Genomic DNA, 21,932 nt, shown 5'->3' with positions numbered 1-21,932 from the left:
AGTTCGATATTTACTATTAATAGCTCTTAGTTCATACCGCACAGCTTCATCATTTCGCTTTAAAGACCTGCGGCTGCAAAGACCTGATTTACAATCTCTTGAGCTTCGGCTTCAATGGCTTTTAGATGCTCTTCACCTTTAAAGCTTTCGCAGTAAATTTTGTAGATGTCTTCCGTTCCTGATGGTCGCGCCGCGAACCAACCATTTTCAGTCGTCACTTTAAGACCACCAATGGCTGCACCGTTACCCGGAGCGTGAGTCAATCGAGCAGTAATCGCGTCACCCGCCAGTGTTTCTGCAGATACCATCTCAGGAGAGAGTTTCTTAAGTACGTCTTTTTGCGCACCATTAGCCACAGCTTGGATACGGTTGTACTTAGACTCACCATGTTTTGCTGCAAGCTCTTCGTAGTACTGTTGTGGGTTCTTACCCGTTACCGCGGTAATTTCAGCCGCAAGCAGACAAAGAATGATGCCATCTTTATCAGTAGACCAAGGCGTACCATCTTTACGTAAGAAAGAGGCTCCAGCACTCTCTTCACCACCGAAGCCAAACTTACCTTCGTATAAGCCATCAACAAACCATTTGAAGCCAACTGGAACTTCGCAAAGTTCACGGCCTAAATCCGCAACCACACGGTCAATCAATGCACTTGATACTAGAGTTTTACCAACAGCAACTTCTTTACCCCACCCTTCGCGGTGACGGTATAGGTAATCAATACAAACCGCTAGGAAATGGTTAGGATTCATCAAACCTTTAGAAGTCACAATGCCATGACGGTCGTAATCTGGGTCATTACCAAAAGCAAGATCGTAGTCATCTTTAAGCGCTAACAAACCTGCCATTGCATATGGCGATGAGCAGTCCATACGAACAACGCCATCTTTATCAAGTGACATAAATTGGAATGAAGGATCAATCGCTTCACTTACCAATGTAAGATCTAGGTTGTACGCTTGGCCGATTTGACGCCAGTAATCGATACCAGAACCGCCAAGTGGATCAACGCCTAGTTTCAAACCTGATTTTTGAATCGCATCCATATCAACAACATTCACTAAATCGTCGATATATGGTTTTACCAAATCAAGCTCAACAAATAGCTCTGATGCTTTTGCATCCGCTAGAGGCATACGTTTAACGCCTTGTAAGCCTTCAGTAATCAAAGCATTTGCGCGATCTTCAATCGCCTGTGTGAGTTCGCCTTCAGCAGGGCCACCGTGAACAGGGTTATATTTGATCCCGCCATCTTGAGGTGGATTATGCGATGGCGTAATAACGATACCGTCCGCTTTATCATCGTGCGTTAAGTTATAAGTTAAAATCGCATGTGATACGCCAGGCGTTGGTGTATAGCCATTATCCGCTTGAGTGATAACTTTCACACCATTGGCAATCAGTACTTCTACAACCGTTGAAAACGCAGGTTCAGACAATGCATGCGTATCTTTACCAACAAATAGAGGGCCCGTTGTGCCTTTCTCTGCACGTACTTCAGCAACGGCTTGGGCAATCGCTAAAATATGGTTCTCGTTAAATGTTGATTTGTCTGCAGTGCCACGGTGACCAGAGGTACCGAATAACACTTTATGATCAGAGTGACCAGGGATAGGTTGAAGTAAGAAATAATTTGCAACTAAAGCCGGAATATTATGTAAATCTTCTTGCTGAGCTTTCTGCCCGGCACGAGGGTGCATAGCCATTTATTGACATCCTTTTAATATAAAAACCAAAAAATAAAAAAACCTCATAATATCGACTCTTAGCGTGACATTATGAGGTTTAAATCAGACTTTTTAAATTGAAGCTGATACTTTTTCGATTAAGTCAGCCTGATAATTCATCCTGCTCATCAGCTGTTCTACCATCTGCCTTTTACGGCTAGTGTTATTATTGGTAATAACCCAGAAAGGCGAATTAGGGATTGCCTTTGGCTTGGTCGTATTGCCATTTGCCAGTAATGTTGCTTCGTTGTCTGCAAAATAGACTCGTTTACGCCCTTTCACCTGAGTCGCTTCTGAAAAGCTCTCTGGGTTAATCGTGTGCAGAGTCGACAGTACTAACATAAATCGATCTATTGCCTTTTTCAGTGAGGCAAATTCATCTGAAATAAGTAAAGAGCGCATCTCTTTAACGCTGTCGATGTGGTTTACTTTACCCGCATCCTTACTTACAACAATACCCTGTGGCTTATCAGCTACGGGCTGTGGTTTCACAGCTTGCCCATCAACATTCAATAAACGGCGTAAAATATCCGACGCACTTTCACCGATATGTTGGGTTTGGCCAGCAATAAAACGGTATAGATCCTCATCAACCTCAATTGTTTTCATTCGCTTTTCACAATCTCAATGTTTAAACTCTGATGGATTATAGCGAGATCTTTACCGATACTCTACGTTAAACCCATCATGAATAAGATAAAATGTCAGCACTTCTTAACTACAAACTCGAAGGCCAAGGTCAAACGGTCGTTTTGATCCACGGATTATTTGGAAATTTGGACAACTTAGGCCTGCTTTCACGAGACCTTAAGGAAGATCATCAAGTACTTAGCATTGATCTTCGTAATCACGGCCTCTCTTTTCACTCCGATGTTCACAATTACCAGGTAATGGCTGAAGATATTATCTCGCTGCTTGATCACTTAGATCTCGCGTCGGTAATCTTAATCGGACACTCGATGGGGGGGAAAGTCGCAATGAAAGTCACTGATCTCGCGCCACACCTTGTGATGAAACAGATCATTTTGGACATGGCTCCTGTCGCCTATCATCAACGTAAGCACGACAATGTCTTCGCTGGTCTGACTGCCGTATCAGCCGCGAATCTCTCGTCACGATCTGAAGTGATGACAACATTGGCTGAACATATTGAAATCGATGGTGTCAGGCAGTTTTTGTCTAAGTCCATCATAAAAGTCGAAAACACAATGCGTTGGCGCTTTAATGTAGATTCGATCATGAACAACTACTTATCGATTTTAGATTGGGAACCAATAACTAAGTCAATGACACCGACCCTATTCGTTAAAGGGGGAGACTCTGACTATTTGACCGCCGATCACCAGGCCGATGTTCAATCACAGTTTTCGAATGCGAAGGCTCATGTCATTGCGAATACAGGGCATTGGTTACATGCTGAAAAACCAGTTGAAGTACTAAGAGCAATCCGCAAATTCTTATAATTCTGCAGCGATTAATAAATACAAATTAATGAGAAGCAGACGGTGACACCATGATTAACTTTGTGTCACAACAGTGGTATAGTGCGCGCAAGTAAAATTGGCATAAAAGGACACTCATGCTTTACGACTACATGAATCAATTGGAATCTTTTGGATTGGATCTATTGTTTGCTGGTATCTTTTTCTTAATAGGTATGGCGATCAAAGATGTCTTGAAACAAGGTAATGTTCCAGTTTTCGGGCGTCGAATTGTATGGATGGTTCTATTTCTTGGTTGTGCTGGGTTTGTTGCGAAAGGGCTCATTCAGCTTAGCTGGGAAGGAACTGGATTAGGCTAATCCTTCACGTAACTTTGTGTTAAAACAGACAAATATTAAAGGTAACGATTCTATGGCAAGTGTAGGTCTCTTCTTTGGTAGCGATACAGGTAATACCGAAGCTATTGCAAAGACGATCCAAAAGCAACTGAGCAAAAAGCTCGTTCACGTTCAAGACATTGCAAAAAGCAGCAAAGAAGATATTGATAACTTTGATCTGCTATTGCTTGGCATTCCAACGTGGTACTACGGTGAAGCACAATGTGATTGGGACGATTTCTTCCCAGAACTAGAAGCGATTGATTTCTCAACTAAGCTTGTTGCTATTTTCGGCTGTGGTGATCAAGAAGATTACGCTGAGTACTTCTGTGACGCGATGGGCACTATCCGCGATATCGTTGAAGCTAAAGGCGGTACTATCATTGGTTACACACCAACTGAAGGCTACGAATTTGAAGCATCAAAAGCACTAGTTGATGGCGATGAAAATAGCTTCGTTGGTCTATGTATTGATGAAGATCGTCAACCAGAACTCACGGATGAGCGTGTTTCTAAATGGGTTCAACAGATCCATGAAGAGATGTGCCTAGCTGAATTAGAAGACTAATCTAACCCAGCAATCCAAAATTTAAGAGCCTCCGCCACTGGAGGCTTTTTTATTGTTCTAATAACTCTTCTTCTCTAAATTGCGGCTTCTTACGCACATAAAGTTTTCTTTGTACTTCCGCGACAACATTCCCTTTCTTATCCTTAATATGGATAATAAATTCAGGAAAACACTTATCCCCATCAACCGTTGAGCGGTAAATATCATCTAATTGATTTTGTGAGATCTCAAAGTCGGCATAAAGGTCTGATTGCCCTGGCTTCATAAAGTTAATGCTTGCCTCTTTATCCCATACATAATATCGCTCGCCTAAAATACCCATCAACATCAAAGAGTAAACAGGATCTGTTAATGAGAAAATGCTGCCTCCATATTGGGTTCTATTGGCATTTTTGTTCCACCAGCGTAACTTTAACTTCATGTTCACGGTTCTAAAATCGCCACTGATTCGCTCAATGTGAATACCCGCTCCCCAAAATGGAGGCCATATATTCAGTGCAAATTTAACCACCCCTGGTTTATATATCTTTGCTAAATTCTTATTCATAACTTCCTGTCCGAACGTTCCCTATGTTATCAAATTGTAACTGGTCAGATGTCCACTATAAGTGACAATTCACAACTTTACAAAAGTAAACTAGTAACCCTTTGAAGTTCGTGGTTTATTGTTATCTCTGAGTAACCTATAATACTTGTAATAATGACTTCTGTTAATTGCTGCAAATCACCACAGGAAAGTATATGTCGGACAATAACCAAGCGCTAAAGGATGCTGGGCTTAAAGTTACCCTTCCAAGGCTCAAAATTTTAGAAGTATTACAGCAACCAGAATGCCAACATATCAGTGCTGAAGAACTCTATAAAAAGCTGATAGACCTAGGTGAAGAAATTGGTCTTGCTACTGTTTATCGCGTTCTTAACCAGTTTGATGATGCAGGAATTGTGACTCGTCATCACTTTGAAGGTGGTAAATCGGTTTTTGAACTTTCAACACAGCACCATCATGACCATCTTGTGTGTCTTGACTGTGGTGAAGTTATCGAATTTTCGGACGATATCATTGAACAACGCCAAAGTGAGATTGCTGAGAAATACAACGTTCGCCTAACAAACCATAGCTTATATCTATACGGCAAATGTGGTGATGGGACATGTAAAGATAACCCAGATGCGCATAAAGCGAAGTAGATTCATATAAACATCTAAATACCAGTAACTTAGCTGGTATTTTTTTACTTACAGCACAAGCGTAATCAATCTTTTAGATTCAAATAGGTTGAACAGAAACTAAAAAGCCAGTGACTCACATCACTGGCTTTTTTATTTAACCCGTTATCTCACTATACAGAGATTAACCGTCAATTTTCGCCCACGTATCACGCAAACCAACAGTTCGGTTAAAGACTAGAGCATCTGCAGTTGAATCTTTTGAATCAACACAGAAGTAGCCTGTACGCTCAAACTGAATACCCGATTCAGCTTTAGCCGTTGCAAGACTTGGCTCGACAAAACCTTGCAGTACGACTAATGATTCAGGGTTTAACGTATCTGAGAAGTTTTCCGCTGCTGCTGGGTTAGGTACCGTAAACAAGCGATCGTACAAGCGAATTTCAGCAGGTAGGCCTTTGTCAGCAGATACCCAGTGAATAACACCTTTTACTTTACGGCCGTCTGCTGGGTTCTTACCCAGAGTTTCATTATCGTATGAACAGAAAATCGTAGTGATATTACCTGCATCATCTTTCTCAATACGCTCAGCTTTAATCACATAAGCGCCACGTAGACGAACTTCTTTACCAAGCACTAAACGCTTGTATTTCTTGTTCGCTTCTTCGCGGAAGTCATCACGCTCAATCCAAATCTCACGCGTGAATGGTACCTCACGAGTGCCCATTTCAGGCTTGTTTGGATGATTTGAAACGTTCAGAACTTCGACACTCTCCGCATTAAAGTCTTCAATAACCACTTTAATAGGATCAAGAACAGCCATGGCACGAGGTGCGTTTTCATTCAGATCATCACGAATGCAAGATTCTAATGAACCAAATTCAATCATGTTCTCTTGCTTCGTTACACCAATACGTTTACAGAATTCACGAATAGACGCCGATGTAAAGCCACGACGACGCAAGCCCGAAATCGTAGGCATGCGTGGGTCATCCCAGCCATTGACTAGATTCTCTGTAACCAGTTGGCTCAGTTTACGTTTAGACATCACCGTGTATTCTAAATTTAGGCGACTAAATTCATACTGACGTGGTTGGCAATCAATCGTAATGTTCTCTAATACCCAATCGTACAAACGACGGTTATCTTGGAATTCAAGAGTACAGATAGAGTGAGTGATCCCTTCTAACGCATCAGAAATGCAGTGAGTAAAATCGTACATTGGGTAAATGCACCATTTATCACCGGTTTGATGGTGATGCGCAAAACGTACACGATAAATAACTGGATCACGCATAACCATAAATGGCGATGCCATATCAATTTTTGCGCGTAAGCACACCTTACCTTCTTCAAAGCCACCATCGCGCATTTTTTCAAATAACGCTAAGTTTTCTTCAGGTGAGCGTTCACGGTACGGGCTGTGTTTACCTGGCTCAGTTAGCGTGCCACGATATTCACGGATCTGCTCTGGACTTAGCTCGTCAACATACGCTAAGCCTTTATTAATCAATTCAACTGCATAAGCGTATAGCTGATCGAAATAGTTTGATGAATAACAGATATCACCAGCCCACTCGAAGCCTAACCAACTTACGTCATTTTTAATAGACTCAACGTATTCAACGTCTTCTTTTTCAGGGTTAGTATCATCAAAACGCAGATTACACTGCCCCTGGTAGTCCTGAGCAATACCAAAATTTAAACAGATAGATTTCGCGTGACCAATATGCAAGTAGCCGTTTGGTTCTGGCGGAAAACGAGTATGAACACTCGAGTGTTTACCATCAGCTAAATCTTTATCAATGATTTGGCGAATAAAATTCGATGGACGAGCCTCAGCTTCACTCATCTATAGCACCTCTATGGTTTAGTATTGTCAGAATATATAGCCGTCAATCATCCACAATTATAAGCTTAGACACAACTACTACCGTGCGTTTAATCTTAAATAAAACTGACATCGAACAATAAGTAAGTGATTCATTCTTTGAAAAACAAAAAATGCCTCCCAAAGGAGGCATTAAAGTCAATTTTTAGCTCTGTGATAACTAAGGCAGTTTCACATCAGATAGGTCTTCACCAGCACCAATCGCTTTCATTTCGCCAGCGACGATTTCAGCTAGTGGGCCAAGAATCACTTGAAGGTTGTTTTCACCTAGTTTAACCACACCTTTCGCACCAAGCTTTTTAAGTACTGCTTCATCAGCGATAGAACGATCTTTGAGTGTAAGACGTAGGCGAGTAATACAAGCATCAATTGATGTTAGGTTTTCGTGACCACCTAAAGCTTTCAAGTATTGACGTGCAATGTCACCTTTAGGAGCATCACCAGAAGGCGCGGCTTCTTCATCATCATCTTCACGACCTGGCGACTTCAAATTGAATGCGCGGATTGCGAAGCTGAAAGTAAAGAAGTATAGAGCACCAAATGCTAGACCAATAAATAGTAGTGTTACTGGTTTAGTTGCAAGACCCCAGTTCAAGACAAAGTCAATCAGACCGGCAGAGAAACCGAAGCCATGTAGTGTTCCGAACATGTTCGCAACCACTAGAGACAGACCAGTAAATACAGCGTGCATTGCGTATAGAGCAGGAGCTAGGAATACGAACATAAACTCTAGAGGTTCTGTAATACCCGTTAGGAATGAACAGAATGCAACAGAGAACAGAGCACCACCAACTTGGCTGCGTTTTTCAGCTGGAGCCGCTAGGTACATTGCAAGAGCAGCACCTGGCAGACCAAACATCATTACAGGGAAGAAACCGTTCATGAATACGCCAGCACCTTTATCACCACCGAAGTAACGGTGTAGGTCGCCAGATTTCAGAGTTTCAGTCACTTCTTTTACTACTGTAGTAATTTCAGGAGTAACAGAGTTAGCGAATGTGAATGTATGTTCCTGACCAACAACAAGTGTTTTAGCAATCGCAGGGTCAACACAAAGTTGTGTAATACCCGCAAATGCGCCTTGACCTGCAACTACGATCTCTTGACATGTGCCCATACCGAACCAGAAGTAAGAGTTCAATACATGGTGTAAGCCAACAGGAATCAATGCACGGTTAAGAGTACCGTAAACAAATTGACCAACAGCGCCAGACGTTGATACCGCGTGAGCTAAAGCATCAAGACCAGATTGAACGCCAGGCCATACCACACCAGAAACCGCCCCCGCAACTAGAGCAAACAAACCTGCCATGATTGGAACAAGACGTTTACCAGAGAAGAATGCTAACCATTCAGGTAGGCGAGTCGCGTGGAAAGCGTTATAAGAGTGACCAGCAATGATACCTGCGAAGATACCACCAAAGAATGACATGTTAACACTGGCATCAATTGTTGTAGCAGTAGCGGTCAACACAAAGTAAGCCACAGCACCAGCAAGACCTGCAGCACCGTTACCATCTTTAGAAAGACCAATAGCAATACCTAAACCGAAAAGTAGAGGTAGCTGGCTAAAGATTGCATTACCAGCAGAAGCCATAAATGCAATATCAAGTAAATCTGGTTGACCTAGTCTTAAAAGAAGCGCCGCAATTGGAAGCGTTGCGATTGGCAGCATTAATGCTTTACCTAGCTTCTGTGCATATCCAAGAATATTCACTGTTAGTTCCCCCTATAGGAATTTAGAATTTGTCAGAGAAACTTTTTTCAGCCCCTCAATTTAGTCCTTTTCAGTTTAGGCTATTAATTTTGCTCCGCAAATTAAAAGCTCTTCATTTGTGATCATAATCACCAGATCTGGTCAAAAATCGAGGTTTTTGCTAGCGAGATCATAAAACTTATTTTACAATTAAAAAAAATGAGCAATTAGCGATATTGTTTAAGGATTAGAGATTCATATTCATAAGAAAAATATGACGTAATATTCAAATCATTGAATGCAATCTTTATGACAACGTCCAGATAAAAATAAATTAAATCATTATTTTTCATAAACTTAGCAACAATGCACTTTCAAAATATCATTTTATGAAAGATAATCCGTTATCTAATTGATGTTCGCAAACTAAGTATCAGATAAAGAGGTATACTTAGTTTTAGCTGCTAGATAACTCACCACACTCCCAAGAAATAAGGATTAGCTAACCATGTATGCGCTAAGTAATTGTAAAATATATACGGGTCGTGACATTTTAATCGATAAAGCTTTAATCATTGAAAACGCAATGATTAAAGCAATCTGCCCGATATCAGAGTTACCTACAACCATTAAAAATGTAGACCTCAACGGCGCAAACCTTAGCCCTGGTTTCATTGATCTTCAGCTTAATGGCTGTGGTGGTGTCATGTTGAATGACGAAATTAGTGCAGACACGATGCAGATTATGCATAAAGCAAATCTAAAATCAGGCTGTACCAGCTTTTTACCCACGCTAATTACCTCGTCAGACGAAGACATGAAAGCGGTTATTAACGCCGCTCGCGAATACCATAATACCTATCAAAATCAATCTCTTGGGTTGCACCTAGAGGGTCCTTATCTAAATGTAATGAAAAAAGGCATCCATAGTGTAGAACACATTCGTCAATCTGATAGTGAAATGATTGATCTGATCTGTGCAAACAACGATTTGATTGCCAAAGTTACGCTTGCGCCTGAGTTGAATGATCCTGAACATATTGAGCGTTTGCACAATGCAGGAATTGTCGTGTCGATCGGCCATACCAATGCAACTTATACTGAAGCAAGAAAAGGCTTTGAAGCAGGTATCACATTCGCCACTCATTTATTTAATGCCATGACTCCAATGGTTGGACGCGAACCTGGCGTTGTTGGCGCAATCTATGATACTCCAGATGTGTACGCGGGCGTTATCGCTGATGGCTTCCACGTTGACTATGCCAATATTCGTATCGCGCATAAAATTAAGGGTGAAAAGCTTGTATTAGTGACCGATGCCACAGCTCCAGCAGGCGCTAACATGGATTACTTTATTTTTGTCGGTAAGAAAGTATATTACCGTGATGGTAAGTGTGTTGATGAAAACGGCACACTAGGCGGCTCAGCATTGACTATGATCGAAGCTGTACAAAATACAGTTGAGCACGCTGGTATCGCATTGGACGAAGCTCTAAGAATGGCTACGCTTTACCCTGCCCAAGCAATTGGTGTAGACAATAGGCTAGGCCGAATCAAAAAAGGTATGGTTGCTAACCTTGCTATTTTTGATAATGACTTCAAAGTTCAAGCGACTGTAGTTAACGGACAATACGAGCAAAATTAAACATGAATGGCGGACAAATAGGTAACGTAGATTTAGTTAAACAACTAAACAGTGCAGCGGTATATCGTTTGATTGACCAACAAGGGCCAATCTCTCGAATCCAAGTCGCAGATGTAAGTCAACTTGCACCTGCTAGTGTTACAAAAATTACCCGCCAACTTCTTGAGCGTGGCTTAATTAAAGAAGTCGCGCAGCAAGCTTCTACTGGTGGCCGAAGAGCGATATCGCTGACAACAGAAGTAGAACCTTTTCATTCAATTGCAGTGCGTTTGGGTCGTGACTACATTCAATTCAGTTTGTATAACCTTGGTGGTGTCGAACTTGCTTTCGATCAACAAGAGTTAGTATATCGAGATCAGTCTGAATTAATGAAAGGTCTTTTGGTTCACCTTGATGCTTTCATCAAACAACATCAATCAAGCATCGATCAACTTATTGCCATTGGCGTAACACTTCCTGGCCTTGTAAACCCGACAACAGGCGTTGTGGAATACATGCCAAATACGGATATCGATAATTTAGCACTTGGAAAAATGCTCACCGAAGCGTTTAAAGTTGAGTGTTTTGTTGGTAATGACGTTCGTGGTATGGCATTAGCAGAACACTACTTCGGCGCAAGCCAAGATAGCCAAGACTCCATTCTTGTCAGTGTCCACCGCGGAACCGGTGCTGGTATCATCGTTAACGGCCAAGTCTTTTTAGGTTTTAATCGTAACGTTGGTGAAATTGGTCATATACAGATCGATCCCCTTGGTGAGCAGTGTCAGTGCGGTAACTTTGGCTGCTTAGAAACCGTAGCGGCTAACCCTGCCATTATTGATCGAGTCAAAAAATTAATTGCTCAAGGGTATGAATCATCATTAGCTTCTCTTTCTGTTATCACTATTGATGATGTATGCAGCCATGCTATTGCGGGTGATGAACTTGCAAAACAGAGCTTGGTTCGAGTTGGAAATCAACTTGGCAAAGCAATTGCAATGACAATCAACTTGTTCAATCCACAAAAAGTGATTATTGCGGGTGATATTACTAAAGCTCAAGACATCTTATTCCCTGCGATACGACGAAATGTAGAGAACCAATCTCTAACAACATTCCACAGTGGATTACCTATCGTCGCTTCTGAAATCGATAAACAACCCACTAAAGGAGCATTTGCTATGATCAAACGAGCAATGCTAAATGGGGTTCTGTTACAAAAATTACTCGAAGATTAAGTGAATATCCTTTAGTAATGCCTCGGGCCGTGTTTGAATAAACACGGCCCGTTTTTTAGCTAGGAATAAAAATTATAAAACTATGGAACTAATTTTAATCACAACGGCATTTATCGCCGGATTTTTTGCTCTCAAATGCAACCTCCCCCCTTTAGTTGGTTTTCTGCTTGCCGGGTTTGGTCTGCATGCTTTTGGAATTCAAACCAGTGATACCATAATCACTCTTGCTGATTTAGGTGTGACATTACTGCTTTTCACCATTGGCCTTAAACTTGACGTAAAAACACTCTTATCCAAAGAAATATGGGCAGGAGCCAGTGTACATAACCTTCTATCTACTGCCATTTTCAGTGCGTTATTATTCGGTTTCAAAATACTTGGCATTTCATCTTTAGCCGCTATGTCGCTTGAGCAAATCGTACTGCTTGGTTTCGCACTCTCTTTTTCTAGTACTGTTTTTGCAGTTAAGTCTCTGCAAGAAAAAGGGGAAATGAATGCCACCTACGGCACGATTGCCATTGGTATTTTGGTTATGCAAGATATCTTCGCGGTGGTCTTTCTAACCGCATCAACAGGAAAGCTACCTGAATGGTACGCTATCGCGCTTTTCCTCTTACCTTTTCTTCGCCCTATTTTCTTTAAAATTATTGACTGGGTCGGACACGGTGAAATGCTCGTTTTATGCGGTGTCTTTTTTGCATTAGTGGTTGGTGCGGGGTTATTTCAAGTTGTAGGTATGAAGCCCGATCTTGGTGCTCTGATTTTAGGCATGCTGTTAGCTGGGCATAAAAAAGCATCAGAGCTGTCTAAGTCACTATTTAATCTCAAAGAATTATTTCTTGTCTGCTTTTTCTTAAATATTGGCCTCTCAGTAAAACCCACCATTGAAGGTGGGATGATGGCTCTACTCTTTATACTTCTACTGCCAATTAAAGGGGTCTTATATTTTTGGGTGCTCAACCATTTTAAATTTCGAGTTCGTACGTCACTTCTCGCGTCTTTGTCTCTATTCAACTACAGTGAATTTGGCCTTATCGTCAGTGGATTAGCATTTAAAATGGGCTGGATGTCTGGAGAAATACTGGTTGCTATCGCGATTGCCGTCTCTATCTCTTTCATACTAGCAGCACCACTCAACCGTAAGGGCCATCGACTGTATCAGCGTTCAGGTAAGTGGCTAAAAGAACATGCGGCAGAGAAACTCAACAACCGAGATCAATTGATCAACCCTGGCCATGCTCAAATCTTGATTTTGGGAATGGGTCGAATTGGTACTGGTGCTTACGATGAGTTACGTACTCGATATGGAAAAATAAGTCTTGGGGTCGAAGTACGAGAAGATGCAGCACACCAACATCGAACTCAGGGACGAAATGTCATTTCAGGAGATGCAACCGATCCCGATTTTTGGGAACGCATACTCGACACCGCAAATGTCAAACTCGTACTACTTGCAATGCCTCATCACCAAGGGAACCAAATTGCCCTAGAGCAGCTACAGTTACGCAACTATCAAGGTCAAATTGCCGCCATTGCGGAATACACTGACCAACTTGACAGTTTAGTCGAGAATGGTGTTGATGCCGCATTTAACATATACAGTGAAGCTGGTTCAGGTTTTGCTCGTCATGTATGTAAGCAGTTAAAACCAAATTTTAACAAGCCTTAACCCTTACCCAATAGGCTCTAAAGTTCTACCTTTAGAGCCTTATCGCTCAAAAAACAAACCATAACTAGATAAAATCAACCAAAATACGCTTTTGGTTAAATTATTTCTAATCATTGAGGCTATTTGATATTTAATTAAAGCAATACAGTTGCTTTTTTTAATCAAAATGGCAAATTAAAGTCAATCGCACCGAATTATATTAAAAGGAAGTTGTATGTGTTCAGTATTTGGCATTCTAGACATTAAAAGTGATGTTGCATCACTTCGCCCTATTGCTTTAGAGATGTCGAAAAAGCTTCGTCATCGCGGACCTGATTGGTCTGGTATCTACGCATCAGACAATGCAATTCTAGCTCACGAACGTTTGGCTATTGTTGGCTTAAACAGTGGCGCTCAACCGCTTTATAGTCAGGATAAAAAACACATCCTGGCGGTCAATGGCGAAATATACAACCATCAAGAAATTCGAGCTCGCTATGAAGGAAAATATGAATTTCAGACCGACTCTGACTGTGAAGTGATCTTAGCGCTATACGAAGATATGGGTGCCGATCTTCTTGAAGAGCTAAACGGTATTTTCGCTTTTGTTTTATACGATGAAGAGAAAGATCAGTATCTTATCGGTCGTGACCATATCGGTATTATCCCGCTTTATCAGGGTTATGATGAGCACGGCAACTACTACGTTGCTTCAGAAATGAAAGCTCTCGTACCCGTATGTAAAACAGTAAGTGAATTCCCTCCGGGTTGCTTCTACGGCTCTAACGATGCTGAACCTCAACGTTACTACACTCGTGACTGGAATGAATATGCTGCGGTACAAGGCAACTCAACCAGTATGGAAGAGTTAACTCAAGCTCTTGAAGATGCCGTTAAACGCCAACTAATGACTGACGTTCCTTATGGTGTTCTTCTTTCTGGCGGATTAGACTCATCAATTACCTCTGCGGTAGCAAAACGCTATGCTGCTTTACGTATTGAAGATGACGAACAGTCAGAAGCATGGTGGCCTCAGCTACACTCTTTTGCTGTCGGCTTAGAAGGCGCTCCAGATCTTAAAGCAGCACGAGAAGTGGCAGACCAAATTGGTACTGTCCACCACGAAATGACATACACAATCCAAGAAGGGTTAGATGCCATTCGCGATGTGATCTATCACATTGAAACCTACGATGTGACAACGATACGTGCATCAACGCCTATGTATCTTCTTGCTCGTAAGATTAAAGCAATGGGCATCAAAATGGTTCTGTCTGGTGAAGGTGCTGATGAAATCTTTGGCGGTTACCTATACTTCCATAAAGCGCCAAACGCTCAAGAATTTCATGAGGAAACCGTACGTAAACTGTTAGCGCTTAATATGTTTGACTGTGCTCGTGCAAATAAATCACTAGCCGCTTGGGGCGTTGAAGGACGCGTACCTTTCTTAGACAAAGAGTTTATTGATGTTGCAATGCGTTTAAACCCCGAAGATAAGATGTGTGGCAACGGAAAAATGGAGAAGCACATTTTACGTAAGTGTTTTGAAGATTACTTGCCACACAACATCGCATGGCGCCAAAAAGAGCAGTTCTCTGATGGTGTGGGCTATGAGTGGATTGATACGTTGAAAGCAACCGCCGATGCTAAAGTAACAGATAAGCAGATGGAAACGGCTGCATTCCGCTTCCCATACAACACTCCAACAACAAAAGAGGGTTATGCTTATCGTGAAATTTTTGAAGAGCTATTCCCACTAGAATCTGCTGCGGAATGTGTACCTGGAGGCCCTTCAGTTGCTTGTTCTTCTGCAAAAGCAATTGAATGGGATGAGTCATTCAAAAACTGTGTTGACCCATCAGGTCGAGCTGTACAAGCCGTTCACAACGATGCTTATGAAGCGTAGTACAGCTTGAGGTGAATTAATTCATCAATCACTGGATCGAAAAAAGGCACTTTTTAGTGCCTTTTTTAATGGGAGAACCACTGTGATATTGCATAAAATTCTAACCACTAGCGGTAGCGTTCAATCATTAAAGATCAAAATCCAGATCTTTATTATCAATGCTCACAGGTATGACTTTACTGATCATTTTGACCAGCATAATGGAACGAGCTTCGCCGTCTGATTCTTGGAAAATCGCTTTAATTCCAGAGAATTGTCCGCTTTTCACTGCTATTTCTTGGCCCTTCTCTGGAAGGCTTTCATCAGAAATATCACTGGTATTTTTTTCTATTTGTTTCAATTCAAATATTAAGTCGCCTTGAATCTCTTTTGGAACGGCTCCGAACCGAATAAAATCAACCACACCGCGGGTTGACCTGACAGTGGTAAATGTTGGTCCTACTTCAAAGTCAAAACGTATAAAGACATACGATGGAAAAAGAGGTTCTTTTACAGTTTGTCGCTTACCTCTCAACATTTTTTCTACTGTGACTTCAGGGTAAAAACACTCCACCCCCTGATTCTCTAAATGTTGCTTTGCTCGGCTTTGATCACCGCGCTTACAATAGAGTAAATACCAACGTTTCATAATTTTTCTAGCCATATTTTTTTTCCACATCCTAGCATAAGTTTACGTCATACCAATATGCTCGGAGTTAGGACAACCAAATTATCGTCATAAATTGCTATTTTTTCGAGCGCCTTTGCTGTTATTTTCCTCAAGACAAAAATGAGAAATAAGTTTTCACCTCATTAATCAACCACCGCTTCCTCTACTTAGTTTATTATTTTCAAACAGTTAGCCCTAACTATTCATATCGCCTATACATTTCAACTATTGCAGTTATTAATTCCAATATGTATACCTAACCACACATTAAATTCTTTAATAACTAAAATAAGTAAAACTTATGCCAAACCAACACAACATTTTCGGTCACCCTAGAGGTTTGTTCCTTCTTTTTGGTACAGAACTATGGGAACGATTCTCTTACTACGCAATGCGTGCCATCTTAGTTCTTTTTCTTACTGATACCACGATTAATGGTGGTATGGGGTGGTCAACTAAAGACGCTTTAGATTTATATGGCATCTATACCGGTCTGGTTTACATCACACCACTCATCGGTGGCTACATTGCAGATAACTACTTAGGTCAGCGTAAATCTGTACTGCTAGGTGGTTTATTGATGGCCATTGGTCAGTTCACTCTAGCTTTACCAACTCACGCTATCGGTTTAGGTATTGAACAAGCATTCTATTTAGGTCTCGCACTCCTGATTGCTGGTAACGGTATGTTCAAACCTAACATTTCAACGATGGTGGGTGACCTATACAACGAAGGTGATCACCGCCGTGATGGTGCATTCACCATTTTCTATATGGGTATCAATATCGGTGCATTACTTGCGGGTATTGTTTCTGGTTCTGTAACGGGCTCATATGGTTGGAAAGCGGGTTTCCTTGTTGCTGGTATTGGTATGGTCATTAGTTTAATCATGCAAATGACACTGGCTAAATCATGGCTAGGCGATATTGGTACCGTTCCAGCAGCAGTACGTGACCGAGATATGAAGAACTCTCAAAACAAAGCGCCATTAACGCCACAAGAGATCGACCGCTTGAAAGTTGTTTTGGTTATGGGTCTATTTGTTATTGTATTCTGGGCAGGCTTCGAACAAGCCGGTGGCCTGATGAATATCTACACTCAGCAATATACTGATCGTATGATTGGTGGTTTTGAAGTCCCTACCGCTTGGTTCCAATCTCTTAACCCATTCTTCATTATCGGTCTAGCGCCTGTTCTTGCCGCTTTTTGGGTAAAACTTGGTAAGCGTGAACCAAACTCACCAGTTAAATTTGCCTTAGCTCTGTTCTTCCTTGCTTTAGGTTTCTTATGCATGGTTGGTGCAGTAATGGAACAAGGCGGTGACACAACCGTTAAGACATCAATGCTTTGGCTTGTGGGTGCGTTCTTCTTCCATACGTTAGGTGAATTATGCTTATCACCAATTGGACTGTCGCTTGTGACTAAACTTGCTCCGCTACGTCTAGCATCACTGATGATGGGTGCATGGTTTGGCTTCAATGCAATCGCAAACTATGTTGCGGGTCTAATCGGTTCACACGTAGGCGAATTTGGCCCTATGGCTATCTTTGGCGGCATTGCGGTTACTGCAACTATTTGTGGTGTCGTATTATTGATGTGTGCAAATACGTTAGTTCGTTGGATGCATGGCGCGGAAGTATCAGCGTCAAGTGCTGAAATTATTGAAGAGCAACAAGCTCAATTAGTTTAGTTCATTCAGTAACACATATACAAAGGGCTGCATTAATTGCAGCCCTTTTTCTTTAAAATCAATACGTAAATCCATCAACCAAGCAAATTCATTAAAGCGACTGCCGATAAAACGCTGTTCATTTAAGTATAATAAATATACTAATTGGCAACCAGATCTGCCATCATTTCGATATGGTCATCTGCATCATTCAAACATTCAATGTAGTTGAACTCTGAACCACCAGCCTCAACAAATATCTCTTTGCACTGTTCTGATATCTCTTCCAATGTTTCAAGACAATCAACAGAAAACGCTGGGGCCATGATATCTAGCTTCTTAATCCCTTTAGCAGGCAACATCTCTAATGTTTTATCCGTATAGGGCGTCAACCACTCCTCTCGACCGAATCGAGATTGATAAGTCATACCAATCTTGTCTTCTGATAATTCGAGCTCTTGTGCTAGCAATCGAGTTGTCTCTTCACAATGCTGAGGATATATATCCCCCTGATCCGCTAATCGTTTTGGGATCCCGTGATATGAGCACAGAAGGTAGTCCCCTCGCCCACTTTTCTCCCACTGCTGCCTAACTTGCTGGGCTAGCGCTTTAATGTATAACGGGTGCTGATAGTAATCTCGAATCAAGCGATAACTTGGTATGACAGGCATCTGCTTAAATGCTTTCGTCAGCCCATCCGAAACCGCTGCGGTCGTTGTGCCTGAATACTGTGGGTATAAAGGAAGAACAATAATATCCTCTACACCTTGAGCCATTAATGCTTCAATGCCATTTTTCAAGCTTGGCGATCCATAAGTCATTCCAAGCTCAACCGGTAAATTCGTTTGAATTCGTAACTTTTCGACTTGCCTTTTGGAGTACACCATCAACGGTGAGCCTTCATCCATCCATACGCTTTCGTACAACTTCGCAACTTTAGGCGCTCGAATAGGTAAAATGACACCATGCAATATTGGGCACCATAACCAACGCGACAAACTGACAACACGGTGATCATGTAAGAATTCACTTAAGAAACGTTTTATTGCCGGTGCTGTTGGCTCATCAGGTGTACCTAAGTTAACCAGAAGAACACCTTGTTTTTTATTATCCATAAATATCTTAATTAACTTATACCTTTCTACAGCGTTTATGATGCAGATAAGTATGATGATTCATTCAGAGTGTTTTCGCGTAAATCGCATGAAACGGCTCAACAAAAAAAGGCGACCAATAATGGTCGCCTTTAATATAACAAAATCTAAAACTGACGTTTAGCCAATTATGCTAGTGCTTTCTCAATATCTGCACTAACTTCAGCAACTTGCTTAGTACCGTCAAATTTAAGGTACTTAGTATTGCCTGCTTCAGCTTCTTTGCTGTAGTAAGAGATTAATGGTGCTGTTTGCTCATGGTAGATACCTAGGCGAGCAAGAACGGTTTCAGCTTTGTCGTCATCACGAACAACAAGATCTTCACCTGTCTCATCATCTTTACCTTCCACTTTTGGCGGATTGTAAACAACGTGGTAAGTACGACCAGAAGCTAGGTGAGCACGACGACCCGCCATGCGCTCAACAATAACGCTGTCAGCAACATCGAATTCAACAACGTAATCAACGGCGATGCCCATCTCTTTTAGACCGTCAGCTTGTGGGATTGTGCGAGGGAAACCATCAAGTAGGAAACCTTTCTCACAATCAGCCTGAGCAATACGCTCTTTGATAAGACCAAGAATAAGATCATCAGAAACCAATTGACCAGCATCAATCACTGATTTTGCTTTCTTACCTAGCTCTGTACCCGCTTTGATCGCAGCACGTAGCATGTCACCAGTAGAAATTTGTGGGATACCATATTTTTCCATGATGAATTGAGCTTGTGTACCTTTACCAGCACCTGGAGCACCTAGAAGGATGATGCGCATGTTTAATCCTCTTTAAAAATTATGATTTATACCGAAGCTCACAATAAGTCGGGTGATGAAACAATACGACTCTCCACGACACTGCATAAAGCAGCCACAATCGTTGAGCCATACATTCACCAATACTTAAATAACCAACGATAAGTTTCGGTATAACGTTTATTAAAAGTGAGCGCGCAAAATACACGCCTTGAACCAGAGATTCAAGCTCAGCATTCTAACACAAAAATTATCCATAAGTTGTGCCTAAGACTAAAGAATACGAGCTGGCGTTAATTCGCAACTGATAAAGTCACGTTAGCGTCATTTTGCCGATTTTAGTGACTTTTAATTTAAAAAAGCCCGCCGAAGCGAGCTTTTTAATTTTTTACTACTTAAACTTTAGTCAAAAGCTGGTTGATAGCACCTAAGAACTGAGAAGAGTCCTCAATAGAGCCACGTTCAGCAAGCATAGCCTGACCAAGCAGAACTTCTACCCAACGACCGAACTCTTGTTCATCCGCTTCATCAGCCATACGTTTCACAAGCTCATGTTCTGGGTTAATCTCAAAAATGTACTTAACTTCTGGAGCCGCTTGACCTGCTGCTTCCAGTAGTTTAGCCATTTGAGTCCCCATATCATAGTCATCAGTAACGACTACGGCTGGTGTTGTTGCTAACTTAAAGGTAGTGCGAACTTCCTTAACACGAGATCCTAGGTAGCTTTGTGTGCGCTCAACAACAGACTTAAATTCTTCCTGTGTCTCTTTTTGCTTCTCTTTCTCAGCTTCATCTTCAAACTGACCAAGATCCAGCCCCGCTTTAGTGATCGATTGGAACTGTTTACCATCAAACTCGGTTAGGTAATTCATTAGCCATTCGTCGATTCGATCGAACATCAATACAACTTCGATGCCTTTCGCTTTGAACTGCTCTAAGTGTGGGCTGTTTTTAGCCGCTGCGTAGCTATCTGCTGTCAGGAAATAGATCTTATCTTGTCCCTCTTTCATACGCTCTACATACGATTGCAGGCCAACCGTCTGTTCTGAAGAATCGACATGAGTTGAAGCGAAGCGCAACAGAGCGGCAACCTTTTCTTTATTTGCCATATCTTCAGCAGGGCCTTCTTTTAGCACCATGCCAAACTCTTTCCAGAAAGAAAGGTACTTTTCATCGTCTTTCTTTGCCATACGCTCAAGCAGAGTAAGCACTCGCTTAGTACATGCACTGCGTAGTGACTGAGTTACTTTATTGTCTTGCAGAATTTCACGCGAAACATTAAGCGGTAGATCGTTTGAATCAATTAAGCCTCGGACGAAACGTAGGTAAGAAGGCATGAACTGCGCCGCATCATCCATAATGAATACGCGTTGAACATAAAGTTTTAGGCCACTCTTATGTTCACGGTTCATCATATCAAACGGAGCTTTTGCAGGAATATAGAGCAAGCTCGTATAATCGTTTTTACCTTCAACTCGGTTATGGCTCCAAGTTAATGGATCAGCAAAGTCATGCGATACATGCTTATAAAACTCTTGATACTCTTCTTCTGAAATATCTGATTTATTACGAGTCCACAGAGCTTGTGCTTTGTTGATCTGTTCCCACTCGGTCTCATCCGTCTCTTTTCCTTCTTCATCTTTTACTTTCGTTAAGATAGAAACCGGAATACCGATATGATCCGAATATTTACCAATCACTTCACGTAAGCGCCATTCAGACAAGAACTCCTTACCTTCGTCACGCATATGTAAAATGATATCCGTACCACGAGACTCTTTTGTGGTGGTTTCAATGGTGTAATCACCTTCACCTTCTGAGTGCCACTGTACCGCTTCATCGGCTGCTAAACCGGCAGCTCGGGTACGAACCGTTACCGCATCAGCTACGATGAATGCCGAATAGAAACCAACACCAAACTGACCGATTAATTGTGAGTCTTTACTTTGATCATCCGATAATTTTGAAAAGAAGTCCGCTGTACCTGATTTAGCGATCGTGCCCAGATGCTCAATAACATCATCACGGCTCATACCGATGCCGTTATCAGAAATAGTTAAGGTATTGGTTTCACTACTAAATGACAGTTTAACACCAAGATCAGCTTCACCTTGATACAAGCTCGAATCAGAGAGCGCTTGAAAACGTAATTTATCTGAGGCATCTGAAGCATTTGAAATCAATTCACGTAGGAATATTTCTTTATTTGAATACAGTGAATGAATCATTAGGTGAAGTAACTGCTTTACTTCTGACTGAAAACCACGGGTTTCTTTATTGTTCGTTACTGTTTCGCTCATCTTCGCTCCATAGCATATATACTGTGAGATCGCGGCTTACTGTAAATGCGATTTCGTCTATCTTGTTATTTAACATGAGGATGACAAATGTAAATTCAAGGTCAAAAATCATAAAAACAGTGTT

The 21,932-nt window shown here is 41.5% G+C and carries 18 protein-coding genes; 9 read left to right on the top strand and 9 right to left on the bottom strand.

The features are described from left to right. Positions 1–59 precede the first annotated feature (59 nt). Together pgm and seqA are read right to left on the bottom strand one after the other, a co-directional pair. Positions 60–1,706, bottom strand: a complete 1,647-nt coding sequence (gene pgm / locus OCV39_RS03950; RefSeq protein WP_261889047.1) for a phosphoglucomutase (alpha-D-glucose-1,6-bisphosphate-dependent) — start codon at positions 1,704–1,706, stop codon at positions 60–62. 93 nt (positions 1,707–1,799) lie between these two features. Then, a complete protein-coding gene (seqA, locus tag OCV39_RS03945; protein ID WP_017053254.1) occupies positions 1,800–2,336 on the bottom strand; it encodes a replication initiation negative regulator SeqA in 537 nt (178 codons plus the stop codon). Between the two features lie 92 nt (positions 2,337–2,428). On the opposite strand from seqA, the gene OCV39_RS03940 reads away from it, so the two are divergent. The 3 genes from OCV39_RS03940 to fldA all read left to right on the top strand — a co-directional run bounded on the left by OCV39_RS03940 (position 2,429) and on the right by fldA (position 4,114). Further along, positions 2,429–3,190: an alpha/beta fold hydrolase gene (locus OCV39_RS03940; protein WP_171756154.1), complete on the top strand. Its 762-nt coding sequence runs from the start codon at positions 2,429–2,431 to the stop codon at positions 3,188–3,190. A 116-nt stretch (positions 3,191–3,306) separates the two neighbouring features. Further along, on the top strand, positions 3,307–3,528 hold the full coding sequence (locus OCV39_RS03935) for a DUF2788 domain-containing protein (RefSeq protein ID WP_017053256.1): 222 nt from the start codon (positions 3,307–3,309) through the stop codon (positions 3,526–3,528). 52 nt (positions 3,529–3,580) lie between these two features. Further along, positions 3,581–4,114: a flavodoxin FldA gene (gene fldA, locus OCV39_RS03930; protein WP_029203441.1), complete on the top strand. Its 534-nt coding sequence runs from the start codon at positions 3,581–3,583 to the stop codon at positions 4,112–4,114. Positions 4,115–4,163: 49 nt separating this feature from the next. Here the strand turns inward: fldA and OCV39_RS03925 are convergent, their stop codons facing one another. After that, positions 4,164–4,661 (bottom strand): DUF4442 domain-containing protein, encoded by a 498-nt coding sequence (locus OCV39_RS03925; RefSeq protein ID WP_017053258.1) that lies wholly within the window; start codon positions 4,659–4,661, stop codon positions 4,164–4,166. Positions 4,662–4,855: 194 nt separating this feature from the next. On the opposite strand from OCV39_RS03925, the gene fcrX reads away from it, so the two are divergent. Continuing rightward, a complete protein-coding gene (gene fcrX / locus OCV39_RS03920; protein WP_017053259.1) occupies positions 4,856–5,302 on the top strand; it encodes a ferric iron uptake transcriptional regulator FcrX in 447 nt (148 codons plus the stop codon). A gap of 163 nt (positions 5,303–5,465) precedes the next feature. Here fcrX and glnS read toward each other — a convergent pair whose 3' ends face one another. Next, positions 5,466–7,133 (bottom strand): glutamine--tRNA ligase, encoded by a 1,668-nt coding sequence (gene glnS / locus OCV39_RS03915; protein WP_261889042.1) that lies wholly within the window; start codon positions 7,131–7,133, stop codon positions 5,466–5,468. A gap of 199 nt (positions 7,134–7,332) precedes the next feature. Next, complete coding sequence (gene nagE / locus OCV39_RS03910) at positions 7,333–8,889, bottom strand: N-acetylglucosamine-specific PTS transporter subunit IIBC (protein ID WP_171756155.1); 1,557 nt, start codon at positions 8,887–8,889, stop codon at positions 7,333–7,335. A 487-nt stretch (positions 8,890–9,376) separates the two neighbouring features. Between nagE and nagA the strand changes: the two genes are divergently transcribed. From nagA to asnB, 4 genes are all read left to right on the top strand, one after another. Beyond that, positions 9,377–10,513 (top strand): N-acetylglucosamine-6-phosphate deacetylase, encoded by a 1,137-nt coding sequence (nagA, locus tag OCV39_RS03905; RefSeq protein ID WP_017053262.1) that lies wholly within the window; start codon positions 9,377–9,379, stop codon positions 10,511–10,513. Positions 10,514–10,515: 2 nt separating this feature from the next. Beyond that, on the top strand, positions 10,516–11,730 hold the full coding sequence (nagC, locus tag OCV39_RS03900) for a DNA-binding transcriptional regulator NagC (protein WP_017053263.1): 1,215 nt from the start codon (positions 10,516–10,518) through the stop codon (positions 11,728–11,730). Positions 11,731–11,812: 82 nt separating this feature from the next. Next, a complete protein-coding gene (locus OCV39_RS03895; protein WP_113795836.1) occupies positions 11,813–13,399 on the top strand; it encodes a cation:proton antiporter family protein in 1,587 nt (528 codons plus the stop codon). Between the two features lie 214 nt (positions 13,400–13,613). Then, complete coding sequence (gene asnB / locus OCV39_RS03890; RefSeq protein ID WP_136993974.1) at positions 13,614–15,284, top strand: asparagine synthase B; 1,671 nt, start codon at positions 13,614–13,616, stop codon at positions 15,282–15,284. Between the two features lie 127 nt (positions 15,285–15,411). Here the strand turns inward: asnB and rfaH are convergent, their stop codons facing one another. Continuing rightward, on the bottom strand, positions 15,412–15,912 hold the full coding sequence (gene rfaH / locus OCV39_RS03885; RefSeq protein ID WP_029203442.1) for a transcription/translation regulatory transformer protein RfaH: 501 nt from the start codon (positions 15,910–15,912) through the stop codon (positions 15,412–15,414). A gap of 322 nt (positions 15,913–16,234) precedes the next feature. Between rfaH and OCV39_RS03880 the strand changes: the two genes are divergently transcribed. After that, on the top strand, positions 16,235–17,623 hold the full coding sequence (locus OCV39_RS03880; protein ID WP_113795834.1) for a peptide MFS transporter: 1,389 nt from the start codon (positions 16,235–16,237) through the stop codon (positions 17,621–17,623). A 140-nt stretch (positions 17,624–17,763) separates the two neighbouring features. Here the strand turns inward: OCV39_RS03880 and hemH are convergent, their stop codons facing one another. The 3 genes from hemH to htpG form a co-directional block, all read right to left on the bottom strand. Beyond that, positions 17,764–18,717: a ferrochelatase gene (gene hemH / locus OCV39_RS03875; RefSeq protein ID WP_261889036.1), complete on the bottom strand. Its 954-nt coding sequence runs from the start codon at positions 18,715–18,717 to the stop codon at positions 17,764–17,766. A 167-nt stretch (positions 18,718–18,884) separates the two neighbouring features. Next, on the bottom strand, positions 18,885–19,529 hold the full coding sequence (adk, locus tag OCV39_RS03870) for an adenylate kinase (RefSeq protein ID WP_017053269.1): 645 nt from the start codon (positions 19,527–19,529) through the stop codon (positions 18,885–18,887). A gap of 374 nt (positions 19,530–19,903) precedes the next feature. Next, positions 19,904–21,808 carry a molecular chaperone HtpG gene (htpG, locus tag OCV39_RS03865; protein WP_017053270.1) on the bottom strand — a complete coding sequence of 635 codons (1,905 nt, stop codon included), beginning with the start codon at positions 21,806–21,808 and terminating at the stop codon, positions 19,904–19,906. Positions 21,809–21,932: the final 124 nt, after the last annotated feature.

Source organism: Vibrio cortegadensis (genome assembly GCF_024347395.1).
GTDB classification, from domain to species: domain Bacteria; phylum Pseudomonadota; class Gammaproteobacteria; order Enterobacterales; family Vibrionaceae; genus Vibrio; species Vibrio cortegadensis.
Note: the sequence above shows the minus strand (reverse complement) of the source record. Positions and strands in the feature narration are given on the sequence as shown.